This window comes from Agathobaculum sp. Marseille-P7918 (assembly GCF_964248325.1).
In the GTDB taxonomy this organism is placed as follows: domain Bacteria; phylum Bacillota; class Clostridia; order Oscillospirales; family Butyricicoccaceae; genus Agathobaculum.
This window is the reverse complement of record NZ_CAXTXI010000013.1, coordinates 55,418-71,181: the sequence shown is the minus strand read 5'-3', so window position 1 is coordinate 71,181 and position 15,764 is coordinate 55,418. Positions and strand designations below refer to the sequence as shown.

At 46.2% G+C, this 15,764-nt stretch carries 15 protein-coding genes; 9 read left to right on the top strand and 6 right to left on the bottom strand.

Features of this window, described 5'->3' with window-relative positions; genetic code table 11:
• Positions 1–7: 7 nt before the first annotated feature.
• Both mgtA and ACESSO_RS14920 read right to left on the bottom strand, forming a co-directional pair.
• A complete protein-coding gene (mgtA, locus tag ACESSO_RS14925) occupies positions 8–2,662 on the bottom strand; it encodes a magnesium-translocating P-type ATPase (RefSeq protein ID WP_373166335.1) in 2,655 nt (884 codons plus the stop codon).
• A gap of 377 nt (positions 2,663–3,039) precedes the next feature.
• Entirely contained in the window at positions 3,040–3,561 is a 522-nt protein-coding gene (locus ACESSO_RS14920) for a hypothetical protein (protein ID WP_373166334.1), read from the bottom strand.
• Here ACESSO_RS14920 and ACESSO_RS14915 point away from each other — a divergent pair.
• From ACESSO_RS14915 to ACESSO_RS14885, 7 genes are all read left to right on the top strand, one after another.
• Positions 3,555–4,499, top strand: a complete 945-nt coding sequence (locus ACESSO_RS14915) for an IS256 family transposase (RefSeq protein WP_373166333.1) — start codon at positions 3,555–3,557, stop codon at positions 4,497–4,499. The genes ACESSO_RS14920 and ACESSO_RS14915 overlap by 7 nt on opposite strands.
• Positions 4,500–4,718: 219 nt before the next feature.
• Positions 4,719–4,847, top strand: coding sequence for a hypothetical protein (locus tag ACESSO_RS14910; protein WP_373166332.1), 129 nt, complete (start codon positions 4,719–4,721; stop codon positions 4,845–4,847).
• Complete coding sequence (locus ACESSO_RS14905) at positions 4,819–5,064, top strand: hypothetical protein (RefSeq protein WP_373166331.1); 246 nt, start codon at positions 4,819–4,821, stop codon at positions 5,062–5,064. The genes ACESSO_RS14910 and ACESSO_RS14905 overlap by 29 nt, the downstream gene beginning before the upstream one ends.
• A gap of 317 nt (positions 5,065–5,381) precedes the next feature.
• On the top strand, positions 5,382–5,849 hold the full coding sequence (locus ACESSO_RS14900) for a MarR family winged helix-turn-helix transcriptional regulator (RefSeq protein WP_373166330.1): 468 nt from the start codon (positions 5,382–5,384) through the stop codon (positions 5,847–5,849).
• Positions 5,842–7,200: an MATE family efflux transporter gene (locus ACESSO_RS14895; RefSeq protein ID WP_373166329.1), complete on the top strand. Its 1,359-nt coding sequence runs from the start codon at positions 5,842–5,844 to the stop codon at positions 7,198–7,200. Before ACESSO_RS14900 ends, ACESSO_RS14895 begins: the two co-directional genes overlap by 8 nt.
• Before the next feature lie 122 nt (positions 7,201–7,322).
• Positions 7,323–9,110 carry an ABC transporter ATP-binding protein gene (locus ACESSO_RS14890; RefSeq protein ID WP_373166328.1) on the top strand — a complete coding sequence of 596 codons (1,788 nt, stop codon included), beginning with the start codon at positions 7,323–7,325 and terminating at the stop codon, positions 9,108–9,110.
• A complete protein-coding gene (locus tag ACESSO_RS14885; RefSeq protein ID WP_373166327.1) occupies positions 9,103–10,992 on the top strand; it encodes an ABC transporter ATP-binding protein in 1,890 nt (629 codons plus the stop codon). The genes ACESSO_RS14890 and ACESSO_RS14885 overlap by 8 nt, the downstream gene beginning before the upstream one ends.
• A gap of 817 nt (positions 10,993–11,809) precedes the next feature.
• Here the strand turns inward: ACESSO_RS14885 and ACESSO_RS14880 are convergent.
• On the bottom strand, positions 11,810–12,364 hold the full coding sequence (locus tag ACESSO_RS14880) for a helix-turn-helix domain-containing protein (RefSeq protein ID WP_373166326.1): 555 nt from the start codon (positions 12,362–12,364) through the stop codon (positions 11,810–11,812).
• Between the two features lie 349 nt (positions 12,365–12,713).
• On the opposite strand from ACESSO_RS14880, the gene ACESSO_RS14875 reads away from it, so the two are divergent.
• The gene (locus tag ACESSO_RS14875) at positions 12,714–12,839 is read left to right on the top strand and encodes an Arm DNA-binding domain-containing protein (protein WP_373166325.1); all 126 of its coding nucleotides are present in this window, start codon (positions 12,714–12,716) and stop codon (positions 12,837–12,839) included.
• 378 nt (positions 12,840–13,217) lie between these two features.
• Here the strand turns inward: ACESSO_RS14875 and ACESSO_RS14870 are convergent, their stop codons facing one another.
• From ACESSO_RS14870 to ACESSO_RS14860, 3 genes are all read right to left on the bottom strand, one after another.
• Entirely contained in the window at positions 13,218–13,364 is a 147-nt protein-coding gene (locus ACESSO_RS14870) for a hypothetical protein (protein WP_373166324.1), read from the bottom strand.
• A gap of 307 nt (positions 13,365–13,671) precedes the next feature.
• Positions 13,672–14,169, bottom strand: coding sequence for a hypothetical protein (locus tag ACESSO_RS14865; protein ID WP_373166323.1), 498 nt, complete (start codon positions 14,167–14,169; stop codon positions 13,672–13,674).
• A gap of 239 nt (positions 14,170–14,408) precedes the next feature.
• Positions 14,409–15,041 (bottom strand): copper amine oxidase N-terminal domain-containing protein, encoded by a 633-nt coding sequence (locus tag ACESSO_RS14860; protein ID WP_373166322.1) that lies wholly within the window; start codon positions 15,039–15,041, stop codon positions 14,409–14,411.
• Positions 15,042–15,285: 244 nt separating this feature from the next.
• Here ACESSO_RS14860 and ACESSO_RS14855 point away from each other — a divergent pair, with 244 nt between their 5' ends.
• Complete coding sequence (locus tag ACESSO_RS14855; RefSeq protein WP_373166321.1) at positions 15,286–15,744, top strand: RNA polymerase sigma factor; 459 nt, start codon at positions 15,286–15,288, stop codon at positions 15,742–15,744.
• The last annotated feature ends 20 nt before the right edge of the window (positions 15,745–15,764 follow it).

Sequence of the window (15,764 nt, the reverse complement as noted above, 5' to 3'; positions counted from 1 at the left end):
TCCTTCCTTAAAGCAATTCATGATACCGTCGCATGTACCACCGTTTGGCCAATGTAACCCACAGCAGGTAGAAGAGGACAATAGCCACCAAAAATATGAAATAGACAGGCGGCAACGCCGTCAGGCCAATCAACGCTCCCATCGGGGTAAATGTAAGGAGAGTAAACATCATGGTGCCCAGCAAAGTGACCAGCATGACTGGGCGGGATGGCCGGCTTTGCAGCAGTGGGAGTCTTTGCGTGCGCAGAAGATGCAGGATCAGGATCTGTGTCCACATAGATTCCAAAAACCATCCCGTTTGAAACAAAACAATAAAGCGGGCCTGCTCTTCACTGCCTGACAAGGAAGCAAATGTGCCCCCGCAGACGGCAGGACACAGCACAAAAAACAGGTAAGCAAATGTGATGATGTCAAAAATGGAGCTGATTGGCCCAAAAAAGCGCATAAAGCGCCCCAGCGTTTTACCCGACCACTCCAACGGCTTTGAGCAGACCTCCTCATCGACCTGATCCCAGGGAAGGGCGAGGCACAAAATGTCGTACAGAAGATTCAGCAGAAGAAGCTGTAATGCAGTCATAGGGAAGAAGGGTAAACAAACACTGGCAATGACGATGGAAAAAATGTTTCCGAAGTTAGAAGATGCCGTAATCTTGATGTATTTTGAAACATTGGCAAAGGCTCTGCGCCCCTCCTGAATTCCTTCTTCCAGCACATTCAGATCTTTTTTCAGCAGGATGACATCTGCCGCTTCCTTGACGGTCTCGGCCGCAGTGTCCACGGATATCCCTACATCGGATTCCACAATAGCCGGCAGATCATTCATGCCGTCGCCTAAAAAGCCTACCGTGTGTCCATTGGCCCGGAGTGTCTGCACCACCTGCATCTTCTGCTTGGGCGATAAGTGGGAAAAAACTGTTGTATGCTCCAGCTTTACCGAAATCTCATTGTCGGTCAGACGCTCCAGCTCAGCGCCGGTCAGGGTATGCGCCGTATCGATCCCCAATCTGCGGCAGATGGAAACCGCCGTATCCTGATTGTCCCCGGTCAGTACCCGCACATTCACATGTAACTTCTGCAGCTTCGCAATGGCATCGGCGGTACTTTGCTTGGGAGCATCAAAAAATGCCAAATACCCCACCAAAGTCAAACCATTTTCGTCCTCGGGCGATATAGTCTCTTGACGTAGCGGTTTATACGCGACTGCCAGAACCTTCATGCCATCTTCCAGCATCTCATACACAATGGCGTGAACGCTGGCATGTCCATGAATATCAATCTTGTGGCGTTCGCTCTTGTATTCAACATAGCTGCATTTTTGGTAGACTTCCTCAACGCTGCCTTTGATAATTAGCAGATTCTCTTCGCCATGTCGAACCAGGATACTGGCAAACCTCCGCTCGTGATCAAAAGGAAGCTCATCCAGCTTTGGATGCTGCTGCTCTAATTCCATATAATGCATCTTTTGTTCTGGGATTTCCCGATATCTCAGGATGGCATCATCCAGATGATTTTGCACACCTGTATGGTAAAGGCTGTTTAAGTAGGCAAGATCCAAGGCGTATTGGCATTCGTTTCCCAAAACATCCATGTAATATTCCAAAGTAATTTTGTCTCCGGTCAGAGTCCCGGTTTTGTCAACGCACAAAACATCCATGCTTCCGAATCCCTGCATGGCATTGATGTTTTTGACCACCGTTTGCTTTTTGCCCATCGCTGCACTGCCTTTTGCCAGACAGGCATTGATGACCATCGGGAGCATTTCGGGAGTTAAGCCAACAGCAACCGAGAGCGCAAATAAAAAGGCGGCCAGCCAATCGCCTTTAGTCAGTCCACAGGCAACAAATACGATAGGAATCAAAACCGCCATAAATCGGATCAGTACCCATGCAATGGAGTTTGCGCCCCGGTCAAACCCGTTTTTGGGGTGAGCTTCTGCCGCTGAAAAACCTCCATAGACCGTATCTTTTCCCACCGCAAGCACGATACCTTCCCCTGTACCGCCGGTAATCGATGAGCCCATAAATGCGATATTATGGTAATCGGAATAGGACTGGGCCTGTCCGCAGATAAGAGTATCGGAATTTTTCTCAAGGATCGCACTTTCACCTGTAAGAACCGATTGAGAAACAAACAAATCCTTTGCCCATATCAGTCGAATATCCGCCGGGACACGCTCTCCGGCAAACAGACGCACCTTGTCGCCAACCACAAGATCTTCTGATGAAATCCTCAGCCATCTATCGTTACGGAGTACCAAGACAGTGGAGGAGACCATTTGGGTCAAATGATCGGCAATGCGTTTGGCGCGCATCTCTTGGATGAAACGCACTATGCCGCTCAACAGCAGCATACATAAAATAATGACTGGGGTTGTAATGTTTTGGCTGAAATTGGACGCCAGCACAACATCAGTCAAGAAAGAAACGGCAGCCAACACAAACAGGATGATCGTAAACGGATTGATAAAGGCTCTTCGTAAACGATAGAGTGCAGTATCCGACGCTCTGCCTGACAGGATGTTCTTGCCGTATTTGATACGACTTTCCTCGGCTTGCTTCTCGTTATAGCCTTGCTGCGGAATATGAAATTCTTGATACAATGTATCTATGCCGATATACGCGCAGGCAAGGACGCGCTGATGAGCAACGGGGCTGTTTTGCATGGACCTCACCTCGATCTGTTTTCTGATTTTTTATTATATCACAAAATGATTTGGGCTCTTATTTCGAAAACCTTGCTTTTTTCTTGTTTCTCACCGATCTGTCGTTGGATCCTTCGTCTGTGTGCACATCCGCAGTAAAGCCATTGGACTGAGGCGGACAGTTGAAGCTGACAGCCCCGCTTTTTTGAAAAAGATTTGTACTGCAAACAGCAGTTGAACAGCGGAGTTAATTGAGAAAGACTCCGCAATATGTTACAATCCTTATAAAAAGATAAAGATATTGTCCTTGATTTGCCTGGCAACACCATGGCAACAAAAAATCAGATAGCCCTCACTATCTGAATAATGGAAATAATGCCAATACTCTGAGCTAAATCTCATAAGTAAATCTGTTTAGAAAACTTCTGACAGGAGCGAGTGGGAGTAAAAAAATCAACACCGGAAATCCTTGCAATATCAAGGGTTTCCGGTGTTTTTTTATGCCTACTGAGTACAAATTGAGTTCGCTTTTTCTGATTCTCGATTTTGTGGAGTATACGCGCTTTCATTCCATGACTGGAATCTAACAGAATATTATCAAGTTGCATATTCAGTTCTGATAATTCCTTCTGGCACCACCAGTCTGCAACTTCTTCTGCGGGCTGGTCGTTGTTTTGCTTCATGGCGTAATAGCAAGCGGCACGAATACCATCCCAAGAAAGCAGCCTTTTCAAAATTTCAGGATCTTTAATCCTGATCTTTAATTGATTGAGCGGAATGATCTGATGATCTTTAGTCTCAAACTCGAGAAAGGAGTTCAAATGTGGGTTGAGAAACATTTTGTAATTATCTGTGGTTAGCCGTGGAGAAGTTTGACGATCGCCATTCAGACAAAGAATATTTGCTTCGATCAGTGACATCAATACACCATCCGTTCTTTGTTACTGAGCGCAAACGCAGTGAAGCAGCACTGATTCAGGTGGTGCAGGAGGCCTTTGTGCAGGGCGTATTCACTCGTAAGATGGAAAAGCTGGCCAAGAGCCTGGGAATTGAAAACCTGTCCCGCAGCCAGGTAAGTGATATGACAAAGGGGCTGAACGAACAGGTAAACGCTTTCCGCAGCCGCTCTCTTTCCCAAAGCAACTATTCCATTTTGTGGGTGGATGCCCTGTACGAAAAAGTTCGTATGGAGGGCAGAATTGCAAGTATGGTGATACTTGTGGTCTGCGGTGTAGATGAACACGGACAGCGAGATATTCTGGCGATAGAGCCCATGTTCGAAGAGTCGGAAGAAACGTATCTTCTGCTTTTTCGTGGGTTGCAGGAACGAGGCCTTTGCACGCCTCGACTGGTCATTTCAGATGCACACGCCGGCCTTGTTGCGGCTATCCGTAAAGGCTTCCCGGGGGCAAACTGGCAACGGTGTAAGGTACATTTCATGCGCAATATTCTGGCGCATATTCCTCACAAGGACAAAGATGGCTTTGCCCAGAATCTTAAGACCATCTGGCTGACTCCCGCCAGAGAGCAGGCCTGCAAACTGGCACAAGAAATCTGCCGGCAGTATGAGCACTGCTTTCCCAAAGCAATCCGTTGCCTGGAAGACGGCTTGGAGGACTCTCTGGCGTTTTATGCGTTCCCGCAATTGGATGCCAGAAAGATTTCTTCCACCAATGTGCTGGAACGGTTGAACAGGGAGATCCGCCGCCGTACCGGTGTGGTAGGGATATTCCCCAGCGCAGACGCCTACACCAGACTGATGACTACTTACCTTATGGAATACGCGGAAGATTGGTCTGCCTCCAGAGCCTATCTCAGCGAACAGTCTGTTCAGACGATGCTACAACCTGCAGCTTGACTTTTTATTTTACAGGATCCCTTTTTGCGAACATCCCTTGACACAGGCTACATGCACCGTCTCCATGTATGCAGAACCTGCAACAGAGGTGGCAGGCAGGACCAGCCGCTCTCTCAAGCCTGTGAACAGGGATTCCGTGGTCACGGGCGCTTACAAGGATGACGACGACCAGTATTCCCTGAAGAACCTTCTCAAACGCCAGGAAGAAGGTGACCACAGGTGAATAACGGCAATACAGATCTCAGTACCATGCTGGATGAGCTGCTGATCCTCAGCAAGCGGGACAAATTGGAACGATACCGGAAACGGCTGAAGTACTATGGCTCGGCTGCAGCTGCTGTTTATTGATGACTTTGCCATTAGCAGGTATTCCGTGGATGGAATTAAGATCCTGTACCACCTGATAAAAACCAGGACAGATCTGGGTACCTCCACCATGTTTACCTGCCAATATGCGCCCTCTGAATGGGGCAAGCAGCTCAGTGATGAGGAAGGCTGCTACGGTAAGCTGGACGGAATCCGCCGTAGGCTCACCACTGGCTACACGGTTCATATTGAACGTTGAACGATTGTAAACAGTCTGCTTAGACAACGACCATCCCCGGCGGCTGGCCTGAGATTATGTCTTTGGCTGGCCGCCGATTATGGCCCGGAGCGGCCCGGAATCATGACCCCACCGGCCGGGCAAGATGGCCATATACAACCTTCCAGATACTCCAAGATAGGCTTATTTTAACTGTTCACAAAGTGGAGTTTTCATAGTCCCATTCCGCCACAAATGCTTCCGGAGTTATTGACATATCAATAGAAAAACGATATAATTAAATCGCAAGCGATATATCGCTTGCGATTTGTTTTTATATAAGAGGGAGTGTAACCAGTATGAGAAATCTTCCACACTATAAAACTGCCGGACAAATTATTCAGCTTGGGAATGCCTTGGCTTGGTTTCGCAATCAAAAAATGCAGTCGAAAGGATTAACCTCCAGCCAGTCTGATGCCATTCGCTATATTCTGCGGCACCGAGATGAGGGAATTACCGCAGGGACGCTCATGGAGCAGTTGAGACTTTCGCAGTCAACCATAGCGGGACTTTTGAAGAGATTAGAGGAAAAAAATTTGATTGAGCGGCGTACAGCGAATGACGATGGGCGCAAAAGTATCATTCAGCCAACGCAAGAAGGCCTTGCCTTGGAGGAATATCTAAAAGAGATTGCAATTCAGGTAGAGCATATCCTTTTACAAGGAATGTCTAAGGCAGAGCAGGCAGAGTTTAACCGTTTGCTGGATACTGCGCTTGTAAATATGAATTCTGTAAGGACTGGGGAAGTGAACAGTCACAATGGATGACAACAAAGAACTTTTTGAAAGTATGCCTGTATCAAAGGCACTGGCAAAGTTGGCGATACCTACGATTATCAGTCAACTGATCACCATGATTTACAATCTTGCGGATACATTTTTTATTGGCAGCACCAACGATCCATACAAGGTCGCCGCCGCGACATTGGCTTTTACCGTTTTCTTCGTTTTGAATGCCCTATCTAATCTTTTCGGCATTGGTGGCGGCAGCCTGATTTCCCGTATGCTAGGAGACGGCAAGCCGGAAGAAGCTAAAAAGGTCTGTGCCTTTAGCTTTTTCGGCGCCATTTTTGTCGCCGTTTTGTATTCTGTGGTCTGCCTGATTTTTATGACACCGCTGCTGAATCTGCTGGGTGCCAGCGAATCCACCATCGGTTACGCCTCCAGCTATACGTTCTGGGTCGTTGTCATCGGCGGCATTCCTGCTATGCTGAGCCTGACCATGTCTCACCTGCTCCGAAGTGTGGGCTACGCAAATCAAGCCAGCTTCGGTTTAGGAATGGGCGGGATTCTCAATATCGCACTAGATCCGCTGTTCATGTTCGTGCTTCTACCCAAGGGGCAGGAGGTGACGGGCGCTGCCATGGCGACCATGATCTCCAACGTTGTGGCCCTCTGCTACTTTGCCTTCACCTTCTTTAAACTGCGCAAAGGCACTGTGCTTTCCGTGTCGCCACGAAGGGTTGTGCCGGGGACGCGCTATATCGGTGTTATTTTTTCGGTAGGTTTCCCATCAGCTATCGGCAACCTTCTTTCCTGTGTTTCTAATCTGGTCATCAACAAATTAGCATCCGGCTATGGAGATATTCCTGTCGCCGCATTGGGCATTGTCAAAAAGATTGAGATGCTGCCCATGAATGTGGGCATGGGGTTGTGTCAAGGAATGTTGCCGCTGGTGGCCTATAACTATGCCGCCAAAAACTTCAAGCGGATGAAAGAAACCATTCGAAAGGCCAGCTTGAGCGGAATAGGCTTTGCCATCTTGTGCGTCATTGTGTTTGAAATTTTTGCCCATACATCCATCCGGATCTTTATCAACGATGCTGATACGATTGCCATGGGCGCTGCTTTTCTGAGAATCAACTGTTTGGCCACACCCTTGATGATTTGTAACTTCCACATCAGCTTCATGTTTCAGGCCGTGGGCAAGGGACCGCAATCACTGCTCATATCCTCCAGCCGCACGGGGCTTGTACAAATTCCGATGCTTTTCGTCATGAATGCGGTTGCCGGACTGTATGGCCTTGCATGGACGCAGCTCATCTCGGATGGTGTTACGATGCTGGTGGCCCTTATTCTCTACCGTAATTTTGTCCGCAAATTTGTTTCGGCGCGGTAGAATGGGAACGGGCGCACTCGAACGGCAAAAGATAAATTGAAACATAAAATTTTGGCAGAGATATGCTACACGAAATATAAGCTTAATGTGCGACATACCCTTGCCGAGGAAAGGTCGTATCCATGATTAAAACTCTGTTGAAAAGTTTGCGGGAATATAAGAAGTCCTCCTTGCTTTGCCCGATTTTTATGGCAAGCGAAGCGGCGATGGATATTGTAATTCCGTTTTTAATGACATTCGTTATCAAGGAGATAGAACAATTATCCAAAGATGCCGCCTATCAAGTGAATCTGGCAAAAATAGCGGGACTGCTCATTGCTATGCTGCTGTGTGCATTGTTTGCACTGCTCACAGGTATCAAGGGCGGTAATCTTGCTGCAAAAGCCTCCAGCGGTCTTGCGCACAATTTGAGAGAGGATATGTATGAGAAAATTCAGTCCTTTTCCTTTGCAAATCTTGACCATTTCTCTACGGCAAGCCTGATCACCCGTGTGACGACCGATGTGACAAATGTGCAGACGGCCTATCAGATGTGTCTGCGGACGATCGTGCGTTCGCCGATGATGGTCATTGTTGCCATGATCATGACCTGTCTTATCGAGCCTTCCATTAGTTTGACTTTTCTCGTTGCAACAATTCTTATCAGCATCATTGTTATTCTGTGCATGAAAAAAGCCATACCCTACTTCAAAAAAATGTTTGCCAAATATGACGACCTGAACTTGGTCGTGGAGGAAGATTTGACGGCAATCCGCGTGGTAAAATCTTACGTGCGTGAAGAGCGGGAAATTGAGAAAATGCATGGTGCTACTACAGCGGTCTATCAGTATGACATCAAGGCAGAGAAAATTCTTACCTTTATGACGCCTTGTGTGACATGGGTTATGTTTTTATTGAATATTCTGGTGCTGTTGGCGGGCTCCCATATGGTTGTGGGGAATCTGTCGGGTCGGGTAACGGCGGCGGATTTGCAGACGCTGATTGCCTATTCAACGCAAATTTTGACCAGTGTTCTTTTAATATCCATGTGTGTGAATTCTCTGTCCATTGCGCAAGGCAGTCTGAGCAGAATTCATGAGGTTCTCGTGGAACAGCCGACCCTGCATAATCCGGATGCTCCGGTGACGGAAGTTAAGGACGGCTCGGTCGAATTTCATCATGTGGCGTTTTCGTACACACAAAACGCAGAGAAATGTGTGCTAAAAGATATTGACCTGACGATCGCTTCCGGTGAAACAGTCGGTATTATCGGCGGTACGGGTTCTGGCAAAAGCACCCTTGTATCTCTCATTCCGAGATTGTATGACACCACGCAGGGTGAGGTGAAAGTCGGCGGTGTAGATGTTCGAAAGTATGATCTCCATACGCTGCGGAATAAGGTTGCTATGGTCTTGCAAAACAATGTGCTGTTTTCCGGCTCAGTTGCGGATAATCTGCGGTGGGGCGATGAAGGCGCCACGGATGAAGAATTGCGCCATGCCACAAAGCAGGCGCAAGCCGAGGAATTTGTCGATGCCTTCCCGGAAGGTTTTGGCTATGATTTGGGGCAGGGAGGCGTCAATGTTTCGGGTGGACAAAAGCAACGTCTCTGCATTGCCCGTGCACTGCTGAAAAAGCCAGATGTGATCATTTTCGATGATTCCACTTCTGCCGTGGATACCAAAACCGATGCTTTGATTCGAGACGCACTGAAAAAGTACGCACCACAGACCACGAAAATTATTATTGCTCAGCGGGTCTCCTCCGTTCAGGATGCAGATAAGATCCTCATTATGGATGAGGGAAGGATCGTAAGCGTCGGCACACATGAAGAATTGCTGCATTCCAGTGAGATTTATCGGGATCTCTATCTGTCTCAGATGCAAGGCAGTGCCGATGCTTCTCAGGAGGAGGTATCAAAAAATGCGTAGTTCTTCGAATGGTAAGGCGGCCAAAAATCCAATGCGGACGCTGAAAAGACTTTTGAGCTATTCCTTTGCCCGTTACAAACTGGCAACTTTTTTCGTTGTGATATTTGTGATTCTATCCTCAGCAGCAAACATTGTCAGCGTGTCAAGGCTTGCGCCTATTGCCGCGGAGTTGATGAAAAACGGCACACAGGCGGATCTGTCCATCATTTATTCCAATCTTCTTTTTATGGGGATCACCTATGCCGTAGGTACGTTGTCTCTATTCGCCTATAACCGTATCATGCTTTATATTGCACAGGGTACGATCAAGAAAATGCGAGATGAGACATTTGAGAAGATGCAACATCTGCCACTCAGATTTTTTGACCGGAACACCCATGGCGACCTCATGAGCATTTATACCAACGATATTGATACGATAAGAAATCTGATGACGCAAGGTATGCCGAAGCTCATCTCTGCAATCATTACATTCATCATCGCAATCATCTTTATGCTCTACTATAGTGTTACCTTATCTCTGGTTGCAATTGTGGTTCTTGCGGTGATTACCGTTTTCGTTCGCAGCATCGGAGGAAAAACGGCAAGATGTTTCCTAACACAGCAAAAAGCGTTGGGGCGTTTAAACGGTTATGTGGAGGAAATGACCGTCGGTCAGAAAGTCATCAAGACATTCTGTCATGAGGAAAAAGCAAAAGAGCAATTCAAAGTTTTAAACGATTCTCTGAATGAAGTCAGTCGAAACGCCAATACCTATGCCAACATCATGGGGCCGATCAACGGCAATATCGGATATCTCCAATACATTTTGGTGGCAACGGTCGGCGTACTTATGATCCTGTTCGGTGGGAAAACAGGACTGCTGTCTGCCTATTGCGTTACAAAAGGCGGCAGTATCGCTGTTTACGCCGGTATGCTGGTTTCCTTTTTGGCTTATTCCAAGCAACTCAATTCCCCGGTACAACAGGTTTCCCAGCAGTTCAATGCCATCGTTATGGCACTGGCAGGAGCGGAGCGTGTCTTTGAAATGGCTGATACCGAGCCGGAGGATAAAGGTGGAAATATCACCCTGACCTGCGGTGAACAGGAGGCTGGTGTGTGGGCGTGGAAAAAACCCGAGCCGGACGGTAATTTTACCTATATTCCCTTGAAAGGCGATATTCGTTTTAACGATGTCACTTTCGGTTACACAGACAAAAAAGTAATTCTGAAACATATCAGCCTTTATGCGAAACCGGGACAGAAGATCGCATTTGTAGGCTCAACCGGTGCGGGAAAAACGACTATTACCAATCTGATCAACCGTTTTTATGACATTCAAGCCGGCGAAATCACCTACGACGGACTGAATATTCGGGATATTCGGAAGGATGATCTGCGCCGTTCTTTAGGCGTTGTGCTGCAGGATACCCACCTGTTTACGGGTACGGTGATGGAGAACATACGGTATGGCAGACTGAATGCTACAGATGGAGAATGTATCACGGCAGCGAAACTTGCCAATGCGGATTTTTTCATTTCCCATTTGCCGGAAGGATACGATACGATGATCAGCGCCGACGGTGCCAATCTTTCGCAAGGTCAGCGGCAGCTTCTTGCCATTGCCCGCGCTATGGTTTCAAACTGTCCGGTGCTGATTCTGGATGAAGCCACCTCCTCTATTGATACCCGTACCGAAAAATTGATTGAGCAGGGTATGGATAAGCTGATGGAAGGAAGAACGGTATTTGTCATTGCTCACAGACTGTCCACCGTCCGTAACAGTCAAGCCATTATGGTATTGGAACACGGAGAGATCATCGAGCGGGGTAATCATGAGCAGCTCATTGCACAGAAAGGTAAATACTATCAGCTTTACACCGGTGCCTTCGAGTTGGATTAAGCGCTTTCCTTTTTATCTTTGTATAGCAGTTGCCTTTTATGCGTAAATAATCTCGCCATTCACGATTTCCATGGCACACGCCTGGATATTATTTATCCGCCCGACTCACGCAATGGGGTCATCTGCCTTCAACTGCTCTGTAATGCCCTGTGCTTGCTCCATCTGCTCCACAAACGTCTCAAGCCACTCCCTGTAATTCATACCAAAGTCCGTTATTGTTATCATAGATGTACTTGTCCATTTGAAAATCCTCCAGTATAATATATTCACACATATGCCACAGTTCCCCGATTGCCACACGCTGTTATAACTTGTTGTCAGATTTTCTTGCCCTTGCTTTTGTCCTTATGAGCTGTCAGGGCAAGGATAATCGTGTGTGAAATCGTATAAAGGGATAGGGTACGCAGACTGCGATAAATCCTTTGTTTTCAAGGCTTTTGGAGGATTTTAATACCACCCTATAACGGGTGATAACAGGCTTAGATTTTAACGGATTCAAATTATAAATAAACGTGGCAACACTTTGGCAACAAAAAGTCAGATAGCCTCTATGATCTGAATAATGAAAATAATGCCGATACTCTAAGCAAAATCCCATAAGCAAATCTGCTTAGAAAACTTCTAACAGGAGCAGTGGGAATGACATCCAAAAGACCAAAAAACCGTAGAAATACAGACTTCTTGACCTGTCGCTTTGCTAAATGATACTTAGATATTACTAAAACTATCTGCTAGTTGAATTAGGCATCATTGCAAAGGACAAGCAAAACCGCCCTGCTGAATGACAAATTCAGTAGGGCGGTTTTTTTGCTTGTCTTTATTTATCCTTCCGCCATGGAATACTAGGTTCATGCTTCCCACAATCGTCACAAGTATCTGGCCAATTGAGTTTCCATTCAAAGTATTCCTCTGGGGTAATCTCCTTAGCTTTCAGCTCCTGTTTGCGGATTAGCCATTCTTTAAGAAAATCATTTACTGGAAGAGAGTCAAAGTAGATTCCTACAGGCTCACGGGGAGGCCAATCATCGCTGTCGTGATACAGCACAAAATTGTCGTATAAATTATAGGAATCAGGATACCGATGCATCTGAAACAGATTAAGAACACCAGGAAATTCTTCTTCCAACCATAACAGATGATGGAAAAACGCCTCCATAGAGCTAGGAGCATAGTCGTAGAAGTTTTGCGGATTGACATGAAGCGCCTTGGCCATTTGGTCGAGTAGTTCTTTTTTAGGAGCTCGGTAGTTGATTTCATATTGCGCAATTCGATTATCTGCACCTTTATTTCCGAGGCCGACCGCCATAGCTAACTGCTTTTGTGTCATGCCTCGAAAAGTTCGGATTATCTTAATTTTATCCCCTACAGTCATAAATACACCGCCTTTTATGATAGTGTATCGTACAATAAATGAAAAAGCAAGAATTAAATTCGCAAAAATGCTAATATACTTAGCATTCGCTTTAATGCGAATATATAATAAAAATGCAAACATTAACACATATGTGCATGAAAGGGAGGATGAACTATCTTAACAAATAAGTTATTTACTCATGCCGATGAAGTAGCTATTGCCTTGAGGATTCGCAGACCTATGTCTACAAGGTGGTGAGAGACTTGAACAAGGAAAAAGGATTTCTGACCGTTTCCGGCAAGATGAATAGACGCTATTTGGAGGAAAGAATCTATGGTCTACAAAGTAACGAGCGAGGAGGAATTTGATGCCCGCATATAAAGATAAAAATAAAGGCACTTGGTATGCGTCCTTTTATCATGAAAATTGGATGGGTATCAAAGAAAAGAAAATGAAACGCGGCTTTGCTACCAAACACGAGGCCCTAGAGTAAGAGCAAAATTTCCTGCAACAGAAATCAGCCGATTTGAACATGACTTTTGAAAATTTCGTTCATCTCTACTCGTAAAGAAATGAAGGATAAAGCAGGACACATGATTTTTCTTTCAAAATAGGGCAGGAGAGGCAACGAGTTATATCGCCTCTCCTGTGTTAATTCAATTATAAAGATTTTCTTATCTGCCAGTTCGTCCTGCTGTATGGAGCGTATAGCCTTCTATTTGAGAAGCAGATGTATCACGATGGCTCTGATTCTTTTATCTTTCCGTCTATAAAAACGGCTGGACTGCAAAGCCTTGGAGGAGCTTTTTGAAGCGCTGGTGGATAGCACTTATGCCTTATCCTGTGAGCAACTGCCTTGCAGAAAACTGTTTCATTTGTTTGTATGGCTCAGTAAACTGAACGAGCCTTGCTGGATAAGCGGTGAGGCGTAGTCCCAATAGTTCTGTCCACCGACCGTTGCAATGCCGCCCAGCTTATGCAGTACATAGGGCACGATGAGGTGGATGGTTGTAGTCATCGCAGTAGCAGCAACTTTGGCGGCGGTGGCGACGGCAGGTAAATCAAGATGCTATTCATTGTTACTCCTTGTTTTTTTGTATAGAGAAACGGCGGGTTTGCCGCCGTTTCTTAGCCTTGTGATAATGCAAGCTATCTGAAAACTTACTCCGTGATGCGAGGTATATCTTCGTAATTTTTGTTCATTGCATCACTGATAAAATCCGAATCCATTTTGTCAAAGAAACTTGTCTTTTCACTGTTTTTCAGACGCTTGACCAGTTGACTACACTTCTTATCAAATAATCATGAGCTGAAATCACTTATTATTACAGAATATCCTCGTAAGTGTTTCCGAACTTATAGTAAAGAGTTCCTTTCAGGTTATTGTTTCCATCTGTAGAAACATCCAGATAGTATGCACCAGTCGACAGGGGACTGTCCTCGTCACAGTAAAACGGAATCTCTTGACCAGCAGGGATAATCATGGTATCCCCTACGTGAGTACCAGTCGGAGAGCCTTTATGGATCTTGACTTTAATCGTACTCTTGGAATCGTTAATGACGTGAATCTTCCAATACCCAAAACCGGAATATACAGACCACGGGATGTACTGGTAGGTTTCCTTTTCATTTAAGTTAACCTTTGTGCTATTGGTCACTGCACGATACGGATTGAACGAATCAGCAGCCGCACTAGCTATAGCAACTTCTGTGCCCGAAAAATGAACGTTGTCAATATTCGCAGCCCCAACACCCATCATCATTGCCAAAGCCGCCATGCAGCCGGCCAAGCCAGCGCTGAGCATTTTCTTCATCTTTGTCATGTCTTTTACCGCCAAATTGATACGCCGTATATTTTTGTTCCTACGCATATTTCACTACACCGGCTTCACCTCATTCAGTGTGATATTGCATAAAGCTATTAGAAAACTTTATGTTGCTGTGATAGGGAGGGGCGGCATTCAGGCAAACCTTTAACAACACTCGACAAGGATGAGCGTGAATTTTATCTGCCCCTCTATAACTGTTAACACCTGACAGTTTCAAAGTGTGACAGGAATTTTCAGAAACCGCTGGCAAACTCGCTGATCCGGAATCGGTCGCCGGCCTTTTCTACATAGATTAGGCACGAGGTCTTTGTCTGCGCCGGATCATAAACCGAGTTCTCGGCCGGCTTCATTTCAAAGGCGCACTCAAACACCAGTTTATCAGCTCTTGCAGAGTAATTTCCGTTATAGGTGCAGGACAATAGCTTTGCCTCCTTCATTCCGAAAACGCCGGAAGAATAGTCAAAACCCGCGGCATCGCCGGTACACAGCGCTTTCATTTCCTGATATTGCCCAGCTCCGAAAAGGTCAAAGAAATTTTTGATAACACCCTCGGCGGTAGAAACCTCTGTATCGGAAAATGCAGAATCGTTGATAAGCACAGAGTTTGTGCTGCCTTGCCAGGTAACGGTTTTGCCAAACCACTCGCTGATGGCGCGCACCGGCACATAGGTCGTCCCCTCGTAAATCAGCGGCTCTACAACCTTGCCGCTCACGTCTGTTGCGACCTTTTTCTCACCATTCAGGTAGATCGTGATATCACCATAAGATACGGTAATCGTGCGGTTGCTGACGGCAAAAGCAACGGAAGATAGAAGTAATCCGCAGATAAGGCATAGAACAGGTACTCGCAAACTTTTCTTTTTCATAAAACTCCCTCCAATCCTGTTGGTCATGTATACGCGGGCCAATATGAACGGTCTCTATCAAATATAACAATTGGAACTGCCTGTGCGTGACAAAAATGCCTGAGAAAATTAATTTATTTTTTTTTGAAAGTTTTTGTCACGAAAGCCTGTCGCTATGTGTTATTTTAATAGAGCATATTTTACTTTGCCGGCAGCGATATGCGCCGCGCATCCGAAGCGCAGAAGGTACAGAGGGGGAGTGGCCTTGGAAAAAGAGAGCACCGCCTTTTTTGAGGAACTATATAGAACGTATTATCTGAAATTGTTTCGCGTGGCGAAAGGAATCGTCCAGAAAGATGGTGTTGCGGAGGAATTGGTGGAGGAAACCTTTGTAATCCTGCTGACGCAGATTGGAAAGATCCGAACTCATCCCAACCCATTGGGATGGCTCTATAAAGTGCTGACCAATCAGGCGCTCAATGAGCTGCGCAGGGAGCAGCGGCATGGGGAGATTCTTCTGGACAATATTTCGGAAATGGGCGAAGAGATCGATTTGCTGTCCTTTCAGGACGGCTTGCCCAACGGTTTAAAAGACGCGGAAAAGAATATCCTGTTGCTGCGGTATCAGGAGCAAATGAGTTATGCCGAAATCGCGCAGCAGCTGGGAATCAGTCAGGAGCTGGGCCGTACCCGACTGCACCGGGCAAAAAAGCACTATGCGTAGCTCATGGAACAGGAGCGAAA

What these genes read in the sequence shown, in the direction of transcription:
- ACESSO_RS14860 (WP_373166322.1), bottom strand. Translation starts at nt 15,041, where the DNA reads ATGAAAAAGAAAAGTTTGCGAGTACCTGTTCTATGCCTTATCTGCGGA.
- ACESSO_RS14875 (WP_373166325.1), top strand. Translation starts at nt 12,714, where the DNA reads ATGCCCGCATATAAAGATAAAAATAAAGGCACTTGGTATGCGTCCTTT.
- ACESSO_RS14890 (WP_373166328.1), top strand. Translation starts at nt 7,323, where the DNA reads ATGATTAAAACTCTGTTGAAAAGTTTGCGGGAATATAAGAAGTCCTCC.
- ACESSO_RS14870 (WP_373166324.1), bottom strand. Translation starts at nt 13,364, where the DNA reads ATGACTACAACCATCCACCTCATCGTGCCCTATGTACTGCATAAGCTG.
- ACESSO_RS14880 (WP_373166326.1), bottom strand. Translation starts at nt 12,364, where the DNA reads ATGACTGTAGGGGATAAAATTAAGATAATCCGAACTTTTCGAGGCATG.
- ACESSO_RS14865 (WP_373166323.1), bottom strand. Translation starts at nt 14,169, where the DNA reads ATGACAAAGATGAAGAAAATGCTCAGCGCTGGCTTGGCCGGCTGCATG.
- ACESSO_RS14905 (WP_373166331.1), top strand. Translation starts at nt 4,819, where the DNA reads ATGGCTCGGCTGCAGCTGCTGTTTATTGATGACTTTGCCATTAGCAGG.
- ACESSO_RS14895 (WP_373166329.1), top strand. Translation starts at nt 5,842, where the DNA reads ATGGATGACAACAAAGAACTTTTTGAAAGTATGCCTGTATCAAAGGCA.
- ACESSO_RS14900 (WP_373166330.1), top strand. Translation starts at nt 5,382, where the DNA reads ATGAGAAATCTTCCACACTATAAAACTGCCGGACAAATTATTCAGCTT.
- ACESSO_RS14885 (WP_373166327.1), top strand. Translation starts at nt 9,103, where the DNA reads ATGCGTAGTTCTTCGAATGGTAAGGCGGCCAAAAATCCAATGCGGACG.
- ACESSO_RS14920 (WP_373166334.1), bottom strand. Translation starts at nt 3,561, where the DNA reads ATGTCACTGATCGAAGCAAATATTCTTTGTCTGAATGGCGATCGTCAA.
- mgtA (WP_373166335.1), bottom strand. Translation starts at nt 2,662, where the DNA reads ATGCAAAACAGCCCCGTTGCTCATCAGCGCGTCCTTGCCTGCGCGTAT.